Below are 20,983 nucleotides of genomic sequence, written 5' to 3'. Positions count from 1 at the left end.
CACCGCCGTAAAGGCTGTCTCCTTCAAGCGGATGGCCGGCCGAGGCCAGGTGAACCCGGATCTGATGCGTCCGGCCGGTGTGGAGCACGACCGACAGCAGATTGAGCACCCGGCCTTCCCGCTCCGCCGACCGGACGACTCGGATTTCCGTTCTGGCCGGCTGTCCGTCCGGCCTTACGGTCCGTTCGATGATGCTCCCTTCCTTTCGGCCAATCGGCGCGTCGATCAGAAAGCGGTCTTCACGGAACCGCCCGGGAGCAATCGCCGCATAGCATTTGAATATGCCGCCCGCCTTCATTTCCTCGGAAAGGAGATGATGGATGTGGCGGTTTTTTGCGATGCATACGAGTCCCGACGTCTCCCGGTCGAGCCGCGTGACGATATGGACGGTGGCGGGCAGTCCTTCGTCCCGGAACTTGCCCGCCACAACATTTGCGAGCGTCCCGGCCGGCGCATCCCGGGACGGAATCGTCGCCTGGCCTGAAGGCTTGTCCAGGATGAGGAGCGCCTCGTCTTCATGGATGATCGAAAGCGGTCCGGTCTCCGCCGCCAGCCCCTCGGCGGGTGCCTCGGGCGGAAAGATGACCGTCACTTCATCACCGGGCGACAGATGATGGCGGACCGTCCGCTCGATTCCATTCACCGAGATGAGGCCCCCCCGGTATTTCACGGCCGTCAGCGTCCGGCGGGAAATTCCGCAGTCCGACAAAAACCGCCCCAGCTCGCCGCCGTCTTCCCCGGCGGTGAAGGTGAGGCGGAAACGGCGGTCAGTATCCATCCGCACCGATATCCGAATCGATGAACGAATCATGGACCCGCTTCCAGAACGGGAACGGGCGGAACCGCGCAAATCGGACCTTCTCATCCGCCACCCGGTAGCTGATCGTCTTGACGTCCTTATGGAGCAGATGGAGATGATCGATCGTCACCATGAAGTCCGGCCCTTTCACCGGCTTCAAAATGCAGGAATGGTGCGAAGGCAGGACGAGCGGGGAACCGACCGTCCGGAAGACCCGGTTGTTGATCGAGGCCATCTCCGTCAGCTGCATCGCCTGCAGGGACGGGTGGATGATCGCCCCGCCGAGCGCCTTGTTGTAGGCCGTGCTGCCCGACGGCGTCGAGACGCACAGCCCGTCTCCCCGGAACCGCTCAAACGGCATTCCGTTCAGCTCGACGTCCATGACGAGCGTCACGTCGGGAGATTTGACCGTCGATTCGTTCATCGCAAGGTACACGGCATCGTTCATTCCGCTCCGGTAGCTGATCGTCGCTTCAAGCAGCGGATACTCGATCACATCATATTCCTGCTTGGCGATCGAGATGACCAGCTTCTCCAGTTCCGGCGGCTGCCAGTCCGCATAAAATCCGAGATGCCCGGTATGCACCCCGACGAAGGCCGTGTCCGCCAGGCGGTCACGGTAGCGGTGGAATGCGTGGAGCAGCGTCCCGTCTCCTCCGATCGTCAGGACGATATCGGGCTCCGCTTCGTCAAAGAACATCCCGAAGCCGGACAGATAGTCTTTCGCCTGCTCTGCGAGCGCATTGGAAAGATCATCCCCTCTCGACTGGATTGAAAATCTCATCGCCGCCGCCTCCTTCTTCGGTCTTTCGCATGTCGTCACGCGGTTCTCCGCGGTATTCGCTGAAATATCTCTGCGCCTCCTGGATTTCATCCCGGATCTTCGACATTTCCTCATCGAGCGAAAAAGCCGCCTCGGCCGCCCTCTGCAGGCGCGCCTTGATCTCTTTCGGGAACACGCCCTTGTACTTGTAGTTCAGAGAGTGCTCGATCGATGCCCAGAAGTTCATGGCGAGCGTCCGGATCTGGATTTCCGCCAGGATGCCGATCTCCCCGTGGATCGTCTGGACCGGGTATTCGATGATCATATGGTAGGAGCGGTACCCGCTCGGCTTGTTCTTCGAGATATAGTCCCGCTCCTCGACCACGCGCATATCATTGCGGAGCCGGATGTTTTCCACGACCGTCCCGATGTCGTCCACGAACTGGCACATGATCCGGAGGCCGGCGATATCCGGGAGCTCCTTTGCCAGCGCCTCCGACGGCTCGAACGGGATTCCCTTTTCGAGCGATTTATCGTAGATGCTCGGGATCGGCTTGACCCGTCCCGTGACGAACTCGATCGGCGAATGCTCGATCTCCCGGGCAAACTGGTTCCGCATGCCCTTCAGCTTGATTTTCAGTTCATCAACCGCTTGTTTATACGGCTCCAGAAAACGTTCCCACTGTCCCATTTTTCCACTCCCCCGTCCGGTCGGGCCCGTCAAGCCCCGAGGATTTCATGAAATGCGGCTTCCACCGCGCCGGAGAACTCGTCCCCGTAATTGTCGTTTCCTTCAATGTTGAAGATCAGCATATCCAGCTCATCCGCAAACCGCTCAAGAACCAACCGGCGGCTGCCGTCTGTCAGGACCGGATCCGTGCCGGCCCGGAGCGCCTCCGCCATCGCCGGCCAGACCTCGCCGGGAAAATGGATGTGGAGAAACTGTTCTCCGTCGTCGAGCAGATAAATGAATGTGCCGGCATCCGTGTCCGTGATCATCCGGCCCGCCGGCGCCGCTTCCGGGAGCACCGTCCCTTCATCCAGGATGAACTCTATTTTGCCGCCTGTTTTTGCGGTCCGGATCCTCAGATTGCGTTTCACTTGTCCTCTTCCCTTCTTACAATAGCCATAGTCGTTTTCAGTCTATCATAGAGCGCGCCATCGCGCAGTTCCCAATCGGATTCGTGTGCGTTTCCGGCCAATGGAAAATCGATTTATTTGTGAATCGGATGGCCGGTTGATAGAATGATTTTAAAATCATAGCCAACCGAATCGCCAACGGAATTTGCAAAGGAGCATGCATCATGACCCGGAAACCCATTATTCCCTATGAAGAGATCGGACCTGAACTGCTTTCCGACCTTGTTGACCGCTTCTATGGAAAAGTCGCCCGGCATCCGATGCTGCAGCCCATTTTCCCTGATGACCTGACCGAAACCGCAAGGAAGCAGAAACAGTTTCTCACTCAGTTCCTTGGCGGTCCGAACCTATACACGGAAGAGCACGGCCATCCGATGCTCCGCGCCCGGCACATGCCGTTCCCGATCACCTATGACCGGGCACAGGCCTGGCTCGAGTGCATGGCGGAAGCGATGGACGAGGCCGGCCTGGAAGGGAAGATCCGTGAAGACTTTTACAAGCGCCTGATCTTGACCGCCAATCACATGGTCAACCGGCAGGAGCCGGCAGAGGAGGGATCGAGTTGACGCTCATTCCGAAGCCTTCCGAAAATCCGGAAGCGGAGCATCCGTCCAAGCCGCTTGAACTGTATGTCTTCATCGATCCGGGAGACCCGAAGTGCTGGGAACTGATCCCTGTGCTCCGCAGACTGCAGATCGAATATGACCGCTACTTCACCTACCGCGTCATCATGAAGATGGCGATGTCCACGCAGCGCGGCATCGCCCAGGCTGCGGGAGCATCCCACGTCCCCCACCCCGCCCTGCCCGCGGTCGCCATCAAAGCGGCGGAGTTCCAGGGCAAGCGGGCGGGCTTCAGGTACCTGTCGAAACTGCTCGACTACCGTTTCCTGAAGGGACGGGACGTGAGCACCCAGGAAACGTTGATCGAGATCGCCGACCGGATCGGCATCGATGTCGATGAATTCATCCAGGACTTCCGCTCCGTTAACGCCGCCAAGTCGTTTCAGTGCGACCTGTACATCTCGCGTGAGATGGAAGTGGACAACGCCCCGAGCTTCGTCTTCTTCAACAACAACTTCGAAGATGAAGGCCTGATGGTCGAAGGAATCCACGACTACGCAATCTATGTGAAAGTTCTCGAGGAACTGCTCGGGGAACAGCTCGAAAAATCAATCCCGCCTTCCCTTGACGAGCTGTTCAAGCGGTTCGATTCACTCACGACGAGCGAGATCGCCGCCATTTATAAAGTGAACGTCCGCACCGCGGAGCGCGAACTAAAAAAGCGTCTCCTCCAGCGCCGAGTCGAATGCGTCCCATTCTCGGGAACCAAACTCTGGCGCCGCAAACTGGACCTCTGACTGCCCTTATCCCATCCATCCATTGACACGGCCCCGCGGCTTTTCAGCTGCGGGGCCTTTATTCGTCGATGGAAGAATAAACCTGGACGACTCGCGGCCGGATGCGGACGACTCGAGGCCATTTGCGGACGACTCACCACTGGAAGAATAAACCTGGACGACTCGCGGCCGGATGCGGACGACTCAAGCCCAAATCCGGACGACTCGCGGCAGTTTGCGGACGACTCACCCATGGAAGAATAAACCTGGACGACTCGGGGCCGGATGCGGACGACTCAAGCCCAGATCCGGACGACTCGAAGCCATTTGCGGACGACTCACCACTGGAAGAATAAACCTGGACGACTCGAGGCCGGATGCGGACGACTCAAGCCCAAATCCGGACGACTCGCGGCAGTTTGCGGACGACTCACCCATGGAAGAATAAACCTGGACGACTCGGGGCCGGATGCGGACGACTCAATTCCGTGATATGGTCCCCTTAGAGTTTACACCTTGATTCTGTCACACTAGGAGTAACGAAAAGGGGTGCCGAAAAATGAACCAGAAGCGGGATTACGATATAAAAGTGAAAGCAGTGGAGGAATTTTTTGAAGGCTCTTCCACTGAGGAGTTGGCTCTTTCGTACAATGTCTCGGATCGGACGATCCGACGCTGGGTCGAAAAAGTGGAGATGGATGGCTTCGAGGCTTTGCATGACGCCAGGGGCAAGAATGGCCGGAAACCGTCGGATGAGAAGGATGCTCTGATTGAACTGCAGAAGGCGGAGATCCTCCTCTTAAAAAAGCTCTTGGATCTGAAAAGGGGGTGTTAAGCAAACAAGATAGTTTCCTGTTCATCGACCTGAATAAGGACACCTTTTCGGTCTCCCTCCTCGCGGAGGCGTCGGATGTCTCCCGGCAGGGTTATGCCAAGTGGAAGAAGCGGCAGGATCACTCTGCCCAGGATCTCAAGGATGAGCAGATGTTTCACTATATCTCCAAGGTGTTCGCCAAGTCCCGGGGAACCTATGGGCGACGCCGGATCAAGCTGGCGCTCCAGAGAGAGTTCGGGCTCACCGTCAATATCAAGCGAATCTCCAGAATCATGCGCCGATATGGGCTCAAATGTCGGATTCGCCGCAAAGGGTACCGTCACGGCGGTACAGAGGGGAAGGTGGCGCAGAACCTCTTGAAGCGTAACTTTAAAGCCACGAAGCCGATGAAGAAATTCTCGGTGGATATCACATACGTGCGCGCTTTCGTTCCTACGGAACACTGGACCTATCTGTGCGCCATTAAGGACCTGTACGACGACTCGATCGTAGCATTCGCCTACGGGCCGAACCAGGACACCGGCCTGGTCCTGGAAGCGCTCGAGATGCTGGAGAAGGTGAAAGGGAACCGGAAGAAGGCCATTATCCACAGCGACCAGGGCAGCCAGTTTATGAGCCTGAGATACCAGAAACGCCTTCAGTCGATGAACCTGACACCGTCCATGTCACGGCGCGGCAACTGTTGGGATAATGCATGCATCGAGAGCTTTTTCAGTCACTTCAAAACTGAGATTGCCTGCTTTGGCGACCCTCGGTCTCTTGAGGAGCTTCGGATTGCCATCGAGGAATATATCTACTTTTATAACCACGAACGCCTCCAGCTCAAGCACGGCGTGCCTCCTGCCGAGGTCGGAAGTGTGTTGGCTGCCTGAATCTTTATCGGACAGAATCAACTGTAAACTTGACAGGGACCAGACCACCATTTGCGGACGACTCACTCCAAGATCCATAAATCCCGACGCCCCGCTCCCTCAATAACCTCCAAGCACAAAAAGAACACCCGCTCCGGGGGAGGAGCGGGTGCCTTTTTCGTATTACACGAAGGGGATGGGGGAAATGTTCACGTTCAAACAAAAGGGGTGTTTGTTTGGTGAAATATTTCACGCTCTTAATTTATCACGGAATAATAGTATGCGCAAGGTTTCACAAGACATTTCACAGGGTTGTCACATTGTGAACGTTTTCACCTTTTAAATCATTATATTTAAAAAGTAATTCAGAAAAAACTGACCGTCTGACCAAGCGATCGTTCCCCTATACGAATCCTCAATCCCACAGTCTCCGCCTGCACAAAAAACAGCAGACCGGGAAAGATCCTTTCCGGTCTGCTGCCGTTCACATGCCCGGCTCAGCCGAGCAGTTTTTCAAGTTCATCGAGCTTTTCGCCGAATGCGCGGCAGGCCGCTTCGATCGGCTCGCGGGACGTCATGTCGACGCCGGCTTTCTTCAATACTTCGATCGGGTAATCCGACGATCCGGCTTTCAGGAATTCGCCGATATACCGGTCGACGGCCAGCTTGCCTTCTTCAAGGATTTTATTGCTCAGGGCGACTGCGGCACTGTAGCCTGTCGCGTACTGATAGACGTAATAGTTATAGTAGAAGTGCGGGATTCGCGCCCACTCCATGCCGATTTCCTCATCGACGACAAGGTCATCGCCGAAGTACTTTTTGTTCAGCTCGTAATATACTTCCGTGAGCTTTTCTGCGGTGAGGGCGGTCCCTTCCTGATCGAGCCGGTGGACCTCATGCTCAAATTCGGCGAACATCGTCTGGCGGAATACCGTGCCGCGGAAGCCTTCGAGCCAGTAGTTCAGCAGATACATTTTCTGCTGCTCGTCGTCGAGCGTCTTCAGCAGGTGGTCGTTCAGGAGCGCTTCGTTGCAGGTCGACGCCACTTCCGCGACGAAGATCGAGTAATCGCCATACACGAACGGCTGGTTCTGCCGCGTGTAGTAGCTATGGACGCTGTGTCCGAACTCATGGGCGAGCGTGAACAGATTGTTCACATTGTCCTGCCAGTTCATGAGGATGTACGGGTGCGTCCCGTAGGAACCGGACGAGTAAGCACCGGAGCGCTTGCCTTTATTTTCCCGGACATCGACCCAGCGGCCGGCCAGACCTTCCTTCAGGATGCCGGCATATTCTTCGCCGAGCGGGGCGAGGCCTTCAAGCATCATGCCCTTCGCCTTGTCATAAGGGATCTTCATGTCCACGTCCTTCACGAGCGGTGTGTACATATCCCACATATGGAGCTCGTCAACGCCGAGCACTTTCTTGCGGAGGGACACGTATTTATGGAGCAGCGGAAGGTTTTCATTGATCGTCCCGACGAGGTTGTCGTAGACGGTTTCCGGAATATGGTTGTTGGACAAGGCCGCTTCACGTGCAGAGCTGTAGTTCCGCACACGTGCATTCACGTTGTTCGCCTTGACGTTGCCCGAAAGCGTGGACGCAAACGTATTGAGGAACTTTCCGTATGTGCCGTACATGGCGCGGAAGGCCCCTTCCCGCACCGACCGGTCCCCGCTCTCGAGGAACGTCGTATAGCGGCCATGGGTCAGCTGGGTTTCTTCCCCGTTTTCGTCCTTAATCATCGGGAATTCGAGGTCAGCATTGTTCAGCATGCCGAACGTCTCGGACGAAGAGCCGGCGACTTCCGAAAACTGGGCGAGAAGCGCTTCCTGCTCCGCCGGCAGGACATGCGGCCGCTGCGTGTTCACTTCTTCGATCGCCTGCCGGTACAGCTTCAGCCCGTCGCTTTCCTCGATGAAGCGTTTCAGCTTGTCCTCATCGATCGACAGCAGCTCGGGAATAAAGTACGAGAATGCCGTCGATACTTTGACGAGCAATGTCTTCGCCCGGCTGTCGAGCGCCTGGTAATGGCTGTTGCCCGTATCCTGGTCGTAGCGCATATGGGAATAAGTATAAAGTCGGGACAGGCGCTCATACACTTCGTTCTGGAATTCGAAGGCGGCCAGCAGTTTGTCCGGCCTCTCGCCGAGCGTCCCGCGGTATGAATCCGCTTTCTTTGTGAGTTCGTCCAGCGCCTCGTATTCTTCATTCCATTTCTCGTCCGTTTCGAAAATGTCCTCAAGCCGCCAAGTCTCTTCGACAGGCACCTGGTCTCTTGTCAGCACATCCGATTTGGGTTCAGTCGTCATGTGAAATGCTCCTTCCTTCGCTTGCCAAAATAAAACACATGACCATTTTCTCAATTTTCACTTTGGCTGGCAAGGAAATCATCCCATAGAAGGTCAATCGATTCATCCGACAGCACCCGAAGGCCGTCCAGCTCTGCGAGAGATCCGATTCCGGACCGGCTCAGAAACCGGGCATACGCTTCCACCGCCGGGCGGGCGTCCCCCCGTTCAGCGGGATACTTGCTCACGAACTTCGAGATCATTCCGCCGTCGGTCCACTTGCCGCCCGCCCCGTGGGCCGTCATATGGAACAAAAACAGCGCCTGCCACTCCGCCGAGTGCTCCGAATAGTTCCCGGCGAGGAGCGTCGGGACGCCGATGTACGGAGACAGGCGCCCGATCAGCACCCCGTTGTCATAGCACGCCCGGAGCAGCGGGTCGTTCACGCCTTTCCGGCTGATCAGGATCCTTCTGTCCAGGTATGACTTTCGGCGCTTCGCATAGGCCCGCATGTAATGCCGGAATTCTCTTCGCTCCGGCTTCGCCGGCACGGCGAACGGAAAGTGCTGGTCCGTGTACGGCAGGACGACCGTTTTTCCGATGAACGTGTTTCCGGTCACATGCATCGGATGGACGAAGTAGTAAAAATGGCCGGTGAGCGGATCAAACGTCATCAAGAACCTTCCCCCGCCCCCGTTGACCCGAAAAAAACTTTGCAGGAAATCCGGCAGCGACCTTGTCCGGATCGCCGGACCCATCCCGTCCCAGCTCTTTGGCGTTGCAGGGATCCAATGCGTCTCGACGCCGATGCTCGTGAACCCGCCGGTCCGCTCATTGATGAGCGACCTGGAAATCGGACTGCACTGGAATTCGATCGCATGGGCCCGGCCGTCTTTTTCAACGAGCAGATCCGGGCGCTGGCCGATCGACGGAATCCTCGTCTCCATCCCGGTCCGCAACCCCATATTGGTGAACATGTCATACAGAATCTGCTTTCCCGCGAGATGTTCCGGCGACTCCCCTTCCGAAAAGTCATTCCGGCACCCGGCCCCCGCTTCATGGGCAAAGTGCGGAATCCGTACATCTCCAAGCCTCAGCCACATCCGTCCATGGCACTGCGGGCAATGAAAGACATGATCCTCCCGCAGCTGGTTCAGCGACCCCTTCGACAGCTCCCTCGTCAAAACGAGCTGCACCCCATTATCCATCATCGCAGACAGCAAACCGATTCCCCCTTCCTCCTTTCCGCCATTGTAGCCGCGCGGGGAGAAACGGGCAAACCCGCCCACCGTGAAGAAAGAAGCCATATTTCAATTTTGACATCGATATCGGGGGCAAAATTGAATTATGGACAAAGAAAACCGCCCAAAATAAAACTTTCAAGACGGACGGGAAATGGCACTTGATTGTATAAAAAACAGAGCGGGGCCCGAAGTGGCTGAGACGACGTCCGCGGTAAGCGAGCGGGCTTCTTTGGATAATGGAATTACACAGTGTCTTGGACATGCTCCGGAACAGCGCCGGGTTTTATCAATTCTGCGCATATAAAAACGGGAAGCCCGCGGGCTTCCCGTTCGATCAGGCTGACTGATCAGCCGAAGTGTTCTGCAATTGTGCCGAATACGTCATCGGCGATGATCACTTTTCCGTATTCTTCAAGACGGTGGATGGTGACGTTCGAGCGCTTGACGTATTCCTGCAGGATGCTGTTGACGTCTTCCAGGTCGTCTTCGTCGCCCGGCAGCTCATCGTACCCGATATGCAGGTAGTAGCGGTCCTCGAACAGGTAGAGCGATGTCCGGAGCGTCTCCCCTTTCAGGATCGCAGAAAGAGGAATCAGGTCATCGAATTCCGCGACGGCGAATGTGGCGTCCGCCCACTCGTCCTCCTCCTGACGGAATTCAGGCATATACTGATCAAGGTTTTGCAGGTCCGCATAGGATGATTCATCCTGTCCGTACATCCGCCTGCGTTCGTCGGAGCCGAACGGGGACTCGAGCTGTTTTCCGTCACGCGTCACCTGTGCCTTCGTGACGGTCACTTCGAGCCCTTTGTCCATGGCGTGGACCTGGATCCAGAGCGGTCCTTCGATGGCGAAGTCGGACTCATCGTCCACTTCCTCCATCATCTCCCAGAACAGCTCTTCGCTTCTGTCGCGGTTGTACCAAATCTCATCGCGCGTGAATCCGCGTTCCTCGATATCGATATACGAAATGAAAAACTTGACCGTGTTTTCATTAATCCGTTCTATTTCCATGTTGCACCTCTCCCTTCCGACGGTATTCTCCATAACACCCATGTTGAAAATGAAACGTTCCGCCGTTGGCAAGTGTCCTGATGTAGTATATGCCGGACCGGCAGGAGCGGAAAGGCGTGTCCTGCCGACGGTTTGGAGGTAGTATTAGCATTGTATGGGACGGTCGTGAGGAAAGCAAGCGAAAAAAACGAAAAGACTGACAGGGTAAGCGGAACTTCTCCTGTCAGTCTGTCCATATGCTCAGTTGACCATCCGCTGGGCTTCAAGGAGCTGGTATGCCCGCACCTTGCGCGGGAGGAACCGTCGAATCTCATCTTCATTATAGCCCACCTGGAGACGCTTGTCGTCCAGGATGATCGGCCGGCGGAGAAGGCCCGGGTGCTCCTGGATGAGCTCGTAGAGAGTCTGGAGCGGCAGGCTTTCAAGGTCGACGTTCAGCTTCTGGAAGATTTTCGAACGGGTCGAGATGATTTCATCCGTCCCGTCCTCCGTCATGCGGAGAATCTGTTTGATCTCGTCAATGGTGAGCGGTTCGGAGAAGATGTTCCGTTCTGTATATGGAATTTCATGTTCTTCAAGCCATGCTTTCGCTTTGCGGCATGAAGTGCAGCTCGGCGATGTAAAAAGTGTGACACTCATCCACTACACGTCCTTTCAAATGGGTAGGAAGTCGGAGCGTTTATTGGGTCTTTCTGATTAAAATCATTCTAATGTTCTTTAGCATGATTTTATTATACACCATATTTGACCATTGCGATACACGTTTTCTTAAAAAGTTTTTCATTTGACAAAAGCCTTCACAGTTTCGCGATATTTTGCAGATTGGGCGGGAATGGCCGTCTCCTCTGCTGTTATACCGCAATGCCATTGTACACAGAGACAGGAATACCGGAATCATTCATTCTCATTTAACTCCATTTGAATGAAAATATCAGGTGTTTCATCTCTCACAGTTATTAGTACGTTTCTGCGGGAGATAAGTTCCGTTCTAGTCCATGTTTTCCCGAAACGGCAACCTGTAAACGAAAAAGAGGCATGCTGCGGAAAAAAGATTTCCGCGCATGCCTCTTCGTGACCGCTTCTGCGGCCGTGTACCCGGCAATTTGTTATGGTGTATAGTCCACGCCTTCCGAATATCGGTTGGCCGCATTCCATAGAAGGAACTCGTCGATCCCGGCGTCGTTGAGCGCCTTGATCTGTGCTTCCACCTCGGATTTCCCGTATCTCAAATAGTTGCCGCTGCCGAGCCATGATGCGGTGAAGTCCTGCAGCCACGGCCGGGAAACCGGCGGATTTTCCAGTTCGCCGAGCTTTTCATTCTCCACTTTGGCATACTCTGCAACGAGCTTGTACGGCTCGAGGTCCGGCTTGGCGATGCCGAAATAAGATGTCCAGTGGCTCGGATAGATCATTGAGGAAATGACATCGACGTTTTCGGAGATCTTCGAGAAGTTCTGCCCGATGCCGGGAGCTTCCGGCAAGGTTGCCGCGTAGCCGAAAATATCCACGGAAACATCGACTCCGTAAGGCTCCAGCTGCTCTTTTGCATAAGCGACGAAATCCGTCACGGCCTGCACCCGGCGCTGGACCGGATCCAGTTCGGAGTTTTCGTATTCCCCGAATGTATAGCCGAGCGTGTCTGCCCGGTTCTCAAAGCCTTCCGGGAACCGCACGTAGTCGAACTGGATCTCCTTGAAGCCGAGCTTGGCGGCCTCGATGGCGATGTCAACGTTATGATCCCAGACTTCCTTCAGGAACGGGCTGACGAACGCTTCGCCCCGTCCGTTTTTCCATACTTTCCCACCATCGGTGTAAGACAGGTCCGGCCGCTTTTCCGCAAGCACCGTGTCCTTGAACACCACGATCCGGGCGATCGGATAGATCTGCTTTTCTTCGAGCCGCTCCAAAACGGCCCTCGGATCTTTTATGTACGGCTGATCGATGCCCTTTTCCGCAAGCGGAGAATCCGCTTCAGGCTGATAGGTCAGGTAGCCGAAATCATCCTTGATGTCGATGACCATGGCGTTCAGGTCATTGCTGCCGACAAAATCGACAAGCTGCTCAAACTTCGCTCCTCCTGCGGAATGTCCGGTCAGATAGATCCCCCGCACGGCATCCGGGTATTCGAAGTCTAGCCCCGAGTCGTACCGGTAAAGCTTGGATGAGGCAATCACACCATTGTCGATGTCCTCATAACCGTAAGCCATCCCTTCAAAGTCGGCCGGCCGCTCTTTTTCGGCCGATGCAACGGCAGGCACCGTCACGCCGACTGCGAGGGCCAGGGCGGCCATCCACTTCTTTTTCATGACGTAACCTCCTAAATTTCTTGGTGCTATTAGTCTATCAGTTCTGCCGGCTTGATGAAAGGATTTCCAGAAACATTCGGACTTCTGTTGCACGGCGGGCATCCTGCATATATAATGGAAGGAACCAATCAAATGCGCAGATGGAGAAGAGTATGCGGAGGGCAGCCGCCCAGAGAGCCTGTGGGTGGTGTGAACAGGCCGGCTCCCCCGTTGAATGGGCTCCTGAGCAGGATCGGCGAACATCGGGTAGCCGGTCCCGTCCGCCCGCGTTACGGGTTTGAGCGGCCTTTTTGGCAATAGCGGGTGGTACCGCGGTTGATGACACATCATCCGTCCCAGTTTTGATGGGATGGCTGGTGATTTTTTTATTTTACGGGAGGTTTTTTGAATGAAACGGATTTTTTCCGGCGTTCAGCCGACGGGCACGGTAACCCTCGGCAACTACATCGGGGCGTTCCGGCAGTTCACGGAGCTCCAGAATGAGTATGATTGTGTTTTCTGCATCGTCGATGACCATGCCATCACGATGCCCCAGGATCCGGACGGGCTGCGGGATGCCATCCGGGCGCTGGCGGCCACCTTTATCGCGGTCGGCGTCGATCCTGAGAAGTCCCCTCTGTTCATCCAGTCCGAAGTGCGGGCGCACGCGCAGGCCGGCTGGATCATGCAGTGCATCTCCTACATCGGCGAGCTTGAGCGGATGACCCAGTTCAAGGACAAATCGGATGGCCGCGAAGCGGTATCATCCGGCCTGCTCACCTATCCCCCGCTCATGGCGGCGGACATCCTTTTGTATAACACGGACATCGTGCCGGTCGGGGATGACCAGAAGCAGCACGTCGAGCTCACACGGGACCTGGCGGAGCGCTTCAACAAGCGGTACGGCGAGACGCTGACAGTGCCGGACATCCGGCTGCCGAAGCACGGCGCCCGGATCAAGTCCCTCCAGGAGCCGACGAAAAAGATGAGCAAGTCCGATGAAAACAAAAAAGCCGTCATCACGCTTCTGGACACGCCGAAGCAGATCGAGAAGAAGATCAAGAGTGCGGTGACCGACTCCGAAGGCCGCGTCGCCTATGACGAGCAGAATAAACCGGGTGTCTCGAACCTTCTGAACATCGAAGCTTCCCTTTCCGGACAACCCGTCGAAGAGATTGTCCGGAAGTATGAAGGCAGCGGATACGGCGATTTCAAGGCCGGCGTTGCAGAAGCCATCATCCATCATCTGACGCCGATTCAGGAACGGTACCATGAGCTCGTCCATTCCGAACAGCTGGACCGGATCCTCGACGAAGGTGCGGAAAAAGCGGACGCCATCGCCTCTGCTACTCTTTCCCGGATGGAAGCCGCAATGGGCCTCGGCCGGAAACGGTGAAGAGCAGGACGATCAGCGCAATGACCAGGAGCTTGAAATCGGGCGTGGCGACGATATAGCGAAAGACGCTCTCCCACGAGTGGCCGAGCGCCCGGTAGTTCAGGAACAGGACGAGATGGGACATCGTCACCACGCACAGTCCGTAAGAAAACAGAAAGAGGAAAAGTCGGTTCACGGCCGGTCACCTTTCTGATTGAGGTTTGTACAACATATCAAAAAAGCGGGACCCTTATTCGAAAAGGGTCCCGCTTTCTTTTTTGATTGAGGTTAATACGGATTGCAACCGCCCTCCGCTTTTCTTTGTCCAGCTGCGGGCGGTAGAGGCTCGGGGTCATAAGTCATGCCGCGCCGCGGATCAGGATCCGCTCTGCGTCCCGCCTTATGCCTGTCGCCTCTGTGCACCGCTCTCCGCTTTTCTTTGTCCAGCTGCGCGGGCCAGACCCTCGGGGTCATAAGTCAGCCGGCTCTGCGAAGCAGGCTTCGCGCCGCCGTCCGCCTTATGCCTGTCGGAGGTCCGCTGAAAGCGGGTCAGTCAGCCTTTGCCGCTTTATTTAAGCGGCGCTCGTAGGCTGACTTCCCTTATTACGGCCCGCTCCGCTTTTCTTTGTCCAGCTGCGGGCGGTAGAGGCTCGGGGTCATAAGTCATGCCGCGCCGCGGATCAGGATCCGCTCTGCGTCCCGCCTTATGCCTGTCGCCTCTGTGCACCGCCCTCCGCTTTTCTTTGTCCAGCTGCGCGGGCCAGACCCTCGGGGTCATAAGTCAGCCGGCTCTGCGAAGCAGGCTTCGCGCCGCCGTCCGCCTTATGCCTGTCGGGTCTAGGCGGCCCGCTCCGCTTTTCTTTGTCCAGCTGCGGGCGGCAGGGGCTCGGGGTCATAAGCCGTTCTGCTCTGCGAGGCAGGCCTCGCGCCGCAGACCGTCTTATGCCTGTCGCCCCTAAACGCCGCCCTCCGCTTTTCTTTATTACCTAAGCGATTTCGGGTTAAGCGCATCTTTGAGGCCTTCTCCGATGAAGTTGATGGACAGGATCGTCAGCGTGATGGCGAGGGCCGGCGGCATCCACATCCACGGCTTGCCCTGGAGGACGTCCGGTTCGTTCGCGTAGGCGAGCATGTTGCCCCAGCTCGGAGTTTCCTGAGGAACCCCGAACCCGAGGTATGAAAGTCCGGACTCGGCGATGATGAGGCTCGCGAACAGCAGTGTCGCCTGGACGATGATCGTCGACAGGACGTTCGGGAGCAGGTGCTTGATGATGACTTTCGCCGGCGAGCAGCCGATCGAGATGGCGGCGAGAATGTATTCATTCTCTTTTTCCGCCAGTACTTTCGACCGGACGATCCGGGCGACGCCGCCCCAGCTGAGCAGCCCGATGACTCCAATAAGTACCCACAGCCCGTCCACGATTCCGAAGAGGATCGTGTTGAGGACGATGACGAATACGAGGAACGGGAAGTTCAGGACGAAGTCGGTGAAGCGCATGAGCATGCTGTCGACCGCGCCGCCGAAGAAACCGGCAACCGAGCCGACAACCGTTCCGACAAAGATAACGATGGCCGTGGCGCTGGCCCCGACGAGAAGCGAGATCCGGCCGCCGTAGAGCAGACGCGTCAGAACGTCACGGCCGCTCTTGTCCGTACCGAGCCAGTGGTCGCTGTTTGGGGCGATGTTCATTTTGCTGATATTGACCTTCGCGACATCGGGAATCGGCGAAATATGCGGTGCCAATACCGGTGCGAGAAGCGACAGGATGATGACGACGAACAGGAAGCCCGTGCTGATCATCGCCAATTTATTTTTCAGGAATTTCCGTCTGGCGAGCGCCCACGGAGATAGACTTTTTTCCGGCGGCTTGACCGCCCCGGTTGCTGCGTTGGTTGTCATGATGCTGATTTCCTCCTTAGCCTAAGCGGATCCGCGGATCCACGACTCCGTACAGAATGTCTGCGACGAGGTTCCCGACCAGTACGAGAGCCGAGAGCATCATCGTGATCGCCATCATCGTCGGATAATCCCGGTTGGTCACGGAATCGAGGAACAGGAGACCGATGCCCGGATACGAGAAGATCTTCTCGGTGATAACTGCGCCGCTCATCAGGCTGGCGATGTCAAAGCCGAGGAACGTGACGAGCGGAATGATCGAATTGCGAAGGATGTGGACATTGTAGATCTTCTTGATCGGTGTCCCTTTCGCACGCGCCGTTCGGACAAAGTCCTTCCGCGAGTTCTCGATCAGGTCATTCCGGAGGAACTGCGTATAGGACGCGGTGCTGAACAGGCCGAGGATGAATGCCGGCAGCATGACGTGATGGATGCGGCTCATCCAGTATTCCATCGTCCCGTTCTGCACCTCGATGTCGACCGAGCCGGCAAACGGGAACCAGTGAAGCTTGAAAGCGAAAAAGTAGATGGCAAACACACCGGCGACAAATGAAGGAATAGCGAGTCCGGTATAGTTGAACCCGGCGATCAGGTTATCCCCCAGCGTATACGGCTTCCGTCCCGAGTACATCCCCATCGCAAACGCCAGCACATAAGTGATGATGAGTGCAGTCAGCGCCAGGAATATGGTGTTCGGTACTTTTTCCATGATCAGGTCGGCCACCGGCATTTTATAGCGGGTCGACTTTCCGAAGTCCCCTTGGACGAAACCGCTCACCCAAGTCCAGTACTGTTTCGGAATCGAATCGTTGTAGCCGAGCTTTTCGCGCATTTCCTCAATATATTCAGGGTTGGTATTGAGCGGGTCGATTTCGCCGCTGAGCGAGTCCCCGGGCATTGCCTTCGCCAGGAAGAAGACGACGACGGACACGAGGAACAGCATCGGGATCATTCCGAGCAGTCGGCGCAATACATATTTAACCATACGGTACTCTCCTTATCATCTGTCTCTCTTCGTTGCCTCTCTCAAACACGGTAAGAGATATTTTCACCAAATACTCCTTACCGTGTTTAAGAGCATTTTAAAAAGAGCCATAAAAATAAATCAGCGGCAGACGGGCATCCCGCCCGCCGCTGACAGGTCCATCAGGGTGATCCGTCAGATCATTTGCTTTCGTTCAGGTACCATTCGGACGGGTTGTTCGTGCCCGATACGTCCATCTCGAAGCCGCCGACCTTGTCGGATACTGCCATGAGTTCATCAAGTTCCGCGATGAAGATCATCGGCACGTCTTCAGTAACCTTCTTCTGCCATTCAGCATAGATCTGCTTGCGCTTGTCCTTGTCGTCGCCGACTTCTTCAACGCTCAGAGCCTTGTCGAGGAGGGCATCCGCTTCAGGATTGTTGTAGCGCGGGTAGTTCCAGATTTCGTCTGCTTTCCAGAGACCGGATGGGTCAGGGTCAGTGCCTGTGCTCCAGCCGCCGAAGAATGTTTCAATGGAAGCATCGTCTTTTTCGATCATGTCGTAGTAGAGGTTGACTTCGACCATTTCAAGTTCGGACTTGAGGCCGACTTCTTCCCAATACTGAGTGATCGCTTTTGCACGGGATTCGAATGTCGGGTTGCCTGTTGCATAGTGGGAGAACTTCACAGTGAATTTCTCGCCGTCCGGATCTTCGCGGTATCCGTCTCCGTCAACATCTTTGAAGCCTGCTTCGTCAAGAAGCTGTTTCGCTTTTTCAGGGTCGTATTCGTAGACTTCGACTTCGCTGTCATCGGCTGCGATCCAGTGTGCGGACGGAACCGGCTTGTTGACCGGCTCGCCGTAGCCGAAGAAGAATGCGTCGATCCATTCCTGGCGGTTGATGGCGTGTGCCATCGCCTTACGCAGGTTCAGGTCTTGGTACTTAGGGTTTTCTTCAGAGATCTTGCGCGCGGCATTGTCGAACTTGCCGAGCTTGAAACCGACATAGTAGTACGACAGGCCAGGAGCCGTGACGATTTCTACGTTGTCGAGCTTCTCGACTTCAGGACCGGAAACCGGCTGGATGGCGATCATGTCGACTTCGCCGTTCTGGAGAGCGCCGACCGTGGACGAGTTGTCGATGATGCGGATGATGACCTTGTCGAGGTTGACGTCACCGTTCCAGTAGTCGTCGTTTTTAACGAGTTCCACGGATTCGCCAGGGACGATTTTCTCAACTTTGAACGGGCCAACGCCGATCGGGTTCTTGCGGACGATGTCGGAAGACGACATGTCCTTCACTTCGATGCCTTCGTATGCTTTTTCAGGCATCGGGTAAGACCAGATGTTTGTCAGGTTGTTCAGGCGCGGCTCGTCGAATGTCACTTCGATTGTGTAGTCATCCACGACTTTAAGGCCGGAGATGCTGTCTGCCTTGCCTTCGCGGTACTCAGGAGCACCTTCGATGTCCTGGACGTTCGTGTAACGGGAACCATCGTAGTCAGGGTCAGCGAGTGTTTCGAGGGCGAATACCCAGTCATTGACCGTGAGTTCTTCCCCGTTGTGCCACTTGACGCCTTCCTTGAACTTGAATGTAAAGTGCTGGTTGTCTTCAGTTTCCCACTCGGCGATGTTTGGAATCGGCTCGAGGTTTTCGTCGTACTTGATCAGACTCTCATCAAAGAAGCTGATGATTTCAGCGTCTGTCGCGATGCCATAGAAAGCATAGCTGTAGAGGCCTTCCGGAACAGCGTCGAGCGCGTACGTGAGCGTGCCGCCCTGCTGAGGACCGGAGTCTTCCGACTTCTCTTCGGTCGCCTTGCCGTCATCTTTGCTGTCGCCCGACTTGTCGTCGGATGCTTTGTCGTCGCCGCCGCCGCAAGCTGCGAGGAAAGCGGACAGGACAAGGATCATCGCGAACAGCCAGAACATGGACTTGCGTTTCATCTTGTTACCCCCCATTTAGAGATTATTTTTTGATCAGTACAGGACGCATGCTACGTGATGACCCGGTCTCACCTCCTTCAAAGGAGGTTTTTCCTGCGAACAGATTTCCTGTGCCATCGGGCAGCGCGTATGGAACGGGCAGCCGGTCGGCGGGTTCGCAGGGCTCGGTACATCCCCCTGCAGCACAATCCGCTCTTTCCGCAATTTCGGATCAGGCTCCGGAATGGCGGAGATGAGCGCCTGCGTGTAAGGGTGCAGCGGCTCGCTGTACAGATCTTTATTTGAAGCAACCTCGACGAGATTGCCCAAATACATGACGCCGATCGTATCGCTCATGTGCTTCACGACGCTCAGGTCGTGGGCGATGAACAGATACGTGAGGTCGAACTCCTGCTGAAGGTCTTTCAGCAGGTTCAAAACTTGCGACTGGACCGAGACGTCCAGCGCGGAAACAGGCTCGTCCGCGATGATGAGCTTCGGGTTCAGTGCGAGCGCCCGGGCGATCCCGATCCGCTGGCGCTGGCCGCCCGAGAATTCGTGTCCGTATTTATAGTAAGCCGATTCGGGAAGGCCGACACGGGTAAGAAGCGATTTGACGTATTTCTCGAGTTCCTTTTTGTTGCGGCGCTCGAAATTGAGGATCGGCTCGGAGATGATGTCCCCGACCATCTGCATCGGGTTCAGCGAGGCATAGGGATCCTGGAACACCATCTGGAGATCCTGCCGGGTTTTGCGCAGTTTCGATCCCCCGATTTTGGTGATGTCTTCTCCGTCGAAGAGGATCTGGCCGCCGGTCGGCTTGAGGAGCCTCAGGAGCGTGCGCCCGGTCGTCGACTTGCCGCAGCCCGACTCTCCGACGAGGCCCATCGTTTCGCCTCTCTTGATCGTGAATGAAACATCATCCACTGCCTTTACATGTCCGACGACGTGCTTGAAAAATCCGCCGTGGATCGGGTAATACGTTTTCAGGTTCTTCACTTCAAGAAGGTTTTCCTTCTCCTTCTTGCCGCCGCCCTGCTCTGTCAGTTCTTTTGTTGTCATCGTGCACCCACTCTTTCTTCTTTCGGCCAGCTTTCTTCATAGAGGAGGCATGCCACCTCATGATCCTGTGCCGTTTCTCCAAGTCTCGGCGTGATCTGCATGCATTCCGGCATCGCTTTCGGGCATCGGTTGGCGAACCGGCAGCCGACTGCCGGCATGTCCTTGATCGCGGGGACGAGGCCTTCAATCGTGGCCAGGCGTTCCCGGTCTTCTTCCATCTTCGGAATGGCTTCCATCAGCAGCTGGGTGTATGGGTGTTTCGGATTTTCAAACAGTTCTTCCACGGTCGCACGCTCGACGATCTTGCCGGCGTACATGACGAGGACGACATCGCAGATTTCGGCGACGACTCCGAGGTCGTGGGTGATGAGCATGATCGCCATGTCATTCACTTCCTGGATGTTCTTCAGGAGATCCAGGATCTGCGCCTGGACCGTCACGTCGAGCGCGGTCGTCGGTTCGTCGGCGATGAGCAGCTTCGGCTGGCAGGCGATCGCCATGGCGATCATGACCCGCTGGCGCATCCCGCCGGAAAGTTGGTGCGGATATTCATCCACGATCTGCTCGGCACGCGGGATGCCGACATTCTTCAGCAATGTAACCGCTTTCGTCCTTGCTTCATTTTTCGTGATGTCCTGGTGATTGAGCAGGACTTCCGTGATCTGGTAGCCGATCGTGAACACCGGGTTGAGGGAGGTCATCGGCTCCTGGAAGATCATCGAGATGTCTTTGCCCCGGATGCCGTTCATCTTTTTCTCGTCATAGCCGACGATGTCCTGTCCTTCGAAGAGGATTTCGCCGCCGCGCACTTTTCCGATCCCCTGCGGAAGCAGATGCATGATCGACAGCGACATGACACTCTTTCCGCAGCCGGATTCGCCGACGATGCCGACGATCTGTTTCCGGTGGACATCGAAAGAAACGCCTTCGACCGCGTTAAAGTATTCTTTGCCGATCTTAAAACCGGTCTGTAGATTGTGAACCTCGAGGAGAGGTGTTTGCGTATTTGCCATCTGTTTTGCTGTCATTTGTACACCTCAAGATTTCTATTTTTCTGTTATTTCGTTCTTGCTAAATTTTATTACAAAAAGATTACATGTGCAAGGTGTTTTTTGAATTTCCTATCTTAACGGAATCGGAAAAAGGTTTTATTCATTTGCAAAACCCAGTCATGTCAGCGTTTCCGGAAGAGTTTTT

General features: G+C 55.8%; 20 protein-coding genes and 1 other annotated feature. Of the genes, 5 read left to right on the top strand and 15 right to left on the bottom strand.

The window, feature by feature from the left end:
• The 4 genes from BN1189_RS10085 to BN1189_RS10070 all read right to left on the bottom strand — a co-directional run.
• Positions 1 to 778: RluA family pseudouridine synthase (locus BN1189_RS10085; protein ID WP_040227810.1), on the bottom strand; the 778-nt coding region annotated here is incomplete at its 3' end.
• A complete protein-coding gene (locus BN1189_RS10080; protein WP_040227809.1) occupies positions 768 to 1,583 on the bottom strand; it encodes an NAD kinase in 816 nt (271 codons plus the stop codon). The genes BN1189_RS10080 and BN1189_RS10085, both read right to left, overlap by 11 nt.
• Positions 1,552 to 2,253, bottom strand: a complete 702-nt coding sequence (locus BN1189_RS10075) for a GTP pyrophosphokinase (protein ID WP_040227808.1) — start codon at positions 2,251 to 2,253, stop codon at positions 1,552 to 1,554. Before BN1189_RS10075 ends, BN1189_RS10080 begins: the two co-directional genes overlap by 32 nt.
• 29 nt (positions 2,254 to 2,282) lie before the next feature.
• On the bottom strand, positions 2,283 to 2,663 hold the full coding sequence (locus BN1189_RS10070; protein WP_052455803.1) for a hypothetical protein: 381 nt from the start codon (positions 2,661 to 2,663) through the stop codon (positions 2,283 to 2,285).
• 203 nt (positions 2,664 to 2,866) lie between these two features.
• On the opposite strand from BN1189_RS10070, the gene BN1189_RS10065 reads away from it, so the two are divergent.
• The 4 genes from BN1189_RS10065 to BN1189_RS10050 all read left to right on the top strand — a co-directional run bounded on the left by BN1189_RS10065 (position 2,867) and on the right by BN1189_RS10050 (position 5,748).
• The gene (locus BN1189_RS10065) at positions 2,867 to 3,268 is read left to right on the top strand and encodes a globin domain-containing protein (RefSeq protein ID WP_040227806.1); all 402 of its coding nucleotides are present in this window, start codon (positions 2,867 to 2,869) and stop codon (positions 3,266 to 3,268) included.
• Entirely contained in the window at positions 3,265 to 4,062 is a 798-nt protein-coding gene (locus BN1189_RS10060; protein WP_040227805.1) for a DsbA family protein, read from the top strand. Before BN1189_RS10065 ends, BN1189_RS10060 begins: the two co-directional genes overlap by 4 nt.
• A gap of 538 nt (positions 4,063 to 4,600) precedes the next feature.
• Positions 4,601 to 4,876, top strand: coding sequence for a helix-turn-helix domain-containing protein (locus BN1189_RS10055; RefSeq protein ID WP_040224721.1), 276 nt, complete (start codon positions 4,601 to 4,603; stop codon positions 4,874 to 4,876).
• A complete protein-coding gene (locus tag BN1189_RS10050) occupies positions 4,870 to 5,748 on the top strand; it encodes an IS3 family transposase (RefSeq protein ID WP_052455554.1) in 879 nt (292 codons plus the stop codon). Before BN1189_RS10055 ends, BN1189_RS10050 begins: the two co-directional genes overlap by 7 nt.
• A 476-nt stretch (positions 5,749 to 6,224) precedes the next feature.
• Here BN1189_RS10050 and pepF read toward each other — a convergent pair whose 3' ends face one another.
• The 5 genes from pepF to BN1189_RS10025 all read right to left on the bottom strand — a co-directional run bounded on the left by pepF (position 6,225) and on the right by BN1189_RS10025 (position 12,581).
• Positions 6,225 to 8,039 (bottom strand): oligoendopeptidase F, encoded by a 1,815-nt coding sequence (gene pepF / locus BN1189_RS10045; RefSeq protein ID WP_040227804.1) that lies wholly within the window; start codon positions 8,037 to 8,039, stop codon positions 6,225 to 6,227.
• A 50-nt stretch (positions 8,040 to 8,089) separates the two neighbouring features.
• Positions 8,090 to 9,241, bottom strand: coding sequence for a competence protein CoiA (locus BN1189_RS10040; RefSeq protein WP_040227803.1), 1,152 nt, complete (start codon positions 9,239 to 9,241; stop codon positions 8,090 to 8,092).
• 368 nt (positions 9,242 to 9,609) lie between these two features.
• The gene (mecA, locus tag BN1189_RS10035; RefSeq protein WP_040227802.1) at positions 9,610 to 10,275 is read right to left on the bottom strand and encodes an adaptor protein MecA; all 666 of its coding nucleotides are present in this window, start codon (positions 10,273 to 10,275) and stop codon (positions 9,610 to 9,612) included.
• A 240-nt stretch (positions 10,276 to 10,515) separates the two neighbouring features.
• Positions 10,516 to 10,914, bottom strand: coding sequence for a transcriptional regulator SpxA (gene spxA / locus BN1189_RS10030; protein WP_040227801.1), 399 nt, complete (start codon positions 10,912 to 10,914; stop codon positions 10,516 to 10,518).
• A gap of 467 nt (positions 10,915 to 11,381) precedes the next feature.
• Positions 11,382 to 12,581: a putative glycoside hydrolase gene (locus tag BN1189_RS10025; protein WP_040227800.1), complete on the bottom strand. Its 1,200-nt coding sequence runs from the start codon at positions 12,579 to 12,581 to the stop codon at positions 11,382 to 11,384.
• A gap of 128 nt (positions 12,582 to 12,709) precedes the next feature.
• Positions 12,710 to 12,922 (top strand) — a binding site (T-box leader).
• 47 nt (positions 12,923 to 12,969) lie between these two features.
• Here BN1189_RS10025 and trpS point away from each other — a divergent pair.
• Positions 12,970 to 13,956, top strand: a complete 987-nt coding sequence (gene trpS / locus BN1189_RS10020; RefSeq protein ID WP_040227799.1) for a tryptophan--tRNA ligase — start codon at positions 12,970 to 12,972, stop codon at positions 13,954 to 13,956.
• On the opposite strand, the gene BN1189_RS10015 is transcribed toward trpS, so the two are convergent.
• The 6 genes from BN1189_RS10015 to BN1189_RS09990 form a co-directional block, all read right to left on the bottom strand.
• The gene (locus BN1189_RS10015; protein ID WP_040227798.1) at positions 13,907 to 14,131 is read right to left on the bottom strand and encodes a hypothetical protein; all 225 of its coding nucleotides are present in this window, start codon (positions 14,129 to 14,131) and stop codon (positions 13,907 to 13,909) included. The two genes, trpS and BN1189_RS10015, sit on opposite strands and share 50 nt — an antisense overlap.
• A gap of 786 nt (positions 14,132 to 14,917) precedes the next feature.
• Entirely contained in the window at positions 14,918 to 15,835 is a 918-nt protein-coding gene (opp4C, locus tag BN1189_RS10010; RefSeq protein ID WP_040227797.1) for an oligopeptide ABC transporter permease, read from the bottom strand.
• Between the two features lie 16 nt (positions 15,836 to 15,851).
• Entirely contained in the window at positions 15,852 to 16,817 is a 966-nt protein-coding gene (gene opp4B, locus BN1189_RS10005) for an oligopeptide ABC transporter permease (protein WP_040227796.1), read from the bottom strand.
• A gap of 179 nt (positions 16,818 to 16,996) precedes the next feature.
• Positions 16,997 to 18,745 (bottom strand): oligopeptide ABC transporter substrate-binding protein, encoded by a 1,749-nt coding sequence (opp4A, locus tag BN1189_RS10000; RefSeq protein WP_040227795.1) that lies wholly within the window; start codon positions 18,743 to 18,745, stop codon positions 16,997 to 16,999.
• A 33-nt stretch (positions 18,746 to 18,778) separates the two neighbouring features.
• Positions 18,779 to 19,786: an ABC transporter ATP-binding protein gene (locus tag BN1189_RS09995; RefSeq protein ID WP_052455802.1), complete on the bottom strand. Its 1,008-nt coding sequence runs from the start codon at positions 19,784 to 19,786 to the stop codon at positions 18,779 to 18,781.
• Complete coding sequence (locus BN1189_RS09990) at positions 19,783 to 20,814, bottom strand: ABC transporter ATP-binding protein (protein ID WP_040227794.1); 1,032 nt, start codon at positions 20,812 to 20,814, stop codon at positions 19,783 to 19,785. The genes BN1189_RS09995 and BN1189_RS09990 overlap by 4 nt, the downstream gene beginning before the upstream one ends.
• Positions 20,815 to 20,983 lie beyond the last annotated feature (169 nt).

Origin of the sequence: Bhargavaea cecembensis, from assembly GCF_000826125.2 — a bacterium.
In the GTDB taxonomy this organism is placed as follows: Bacteria; Bacillota; Bacilli; order Bacillales_A; family Planococcaceae; genus Bhargavaea; species Bhargavaea cecembensis_B.
This window is presented reverse-complemented; position numbering and strand designations above follow the sequence as displayed.

What these genes read in the sequence shown, in the direction of transcription:
- BN1189_RS10080 (WP_040227809.1), bottom strand. Translation starts at nt 1,583, where the DNA reads ATGAGATTTTCAATCCAGTCGAGAGGGGATGATCTTTCCAATGCGCTC.
- BN1189_RS10075 (WP_040227808.1), bottom strand. Translation starts at nt 2,253, where the DNA reads ATGGGACAGTGGGAACGTTTTCTGGAGCCGTATAAACAAGCGGTTGAT.
- BN1189_RS10065 (WP_040227806.1), top strand. Translation starts at nt 2,867, where the DNA reads ATGACCCGGAAACCCATTATTCCCTATGAAGAGATCGGACCTGAACTG.
- BN1189_RS10055 (WP_040224721.1), top strand. Translation starts at nt 4,601, where the DNA reads ATGAACCAGAAGCGGGATTACGATATAAAAGTGAAAGCAGTGGAGGAA.
- pepF (WP_040227804.1), bottom strand. Translation starts at nt 8,039, where the DNA reads ATGACGACTGAACCCAAATCGGATGTGCTGACAAGAGACCAGGTGCCT.
- mecA (WP_040227802.1), bottom strand. Translation starts at nt 10,275, where the DNA reads ATGGAAATAGAACGGATTAATGAAAACACGGTCAAGTTTTTCATTTCG.
- spxA (WP_040227801.1), bottom strand. Translation starts at nt 10,914, where the DNA reads ATGAGTGTCACACTTTTTACATCGCCGAGCTGCACTTCATGCCGCAAA.
- BN1189_RS10025 (WP_040227800.1), bottom strand. Translation starts at nt 12,581, where the DNA reads ATGAAAAAGAAGTGGATGGCCGCCCTGGCCCTCGCAGTCGGCGTGACG.
- trpS (WP_040227799.1), top strand. Translation starts at nt 12,970, where the DNA reads ATGAAACGGATTTTTTCCGGCGTTCAGCCGACGGGCACGGTAACCCTC.
- opp4C (WP_040227797.1), bottom strand. Translation starts at nt 15,835, where the DNA reads ATGACAACCAACGCAGCAACCGGGGCGGTCAAGCCGCCGGAAAAAAGT.
- opp4B (WP_040227796.1), bottom strand. Translation starts at nt 16,817, where the DNA reads ATGGTTAAATATGTATTGCGCCGACTGCTCGGAATGATCCCGATGCTG.
- opp4A (WP_040227795.1), bottom strand. Translation starts at nt 18,745, where the DNA reads ATGAAACGCAAGTCCATGTTCTGGCTGTTCGCGATGATCCTTGTCCTG.
- BN1189_RS09995 (WP_052455802.1), bottom strand. Translation starts at nt 19,786, where the DNA reads ATGACAACAAAAGAACTGACAGAGCAGGGCGGCGGCAAGAAGGAGAAG.
- BN1189_RS09990 (WP_040227794.1), bottom strand. Translation starts at nt 20,814, where the DNA reads ATGACAGCAAAACAGATGGCAAATACGCAAACACCTCTCCTCGAGGTT.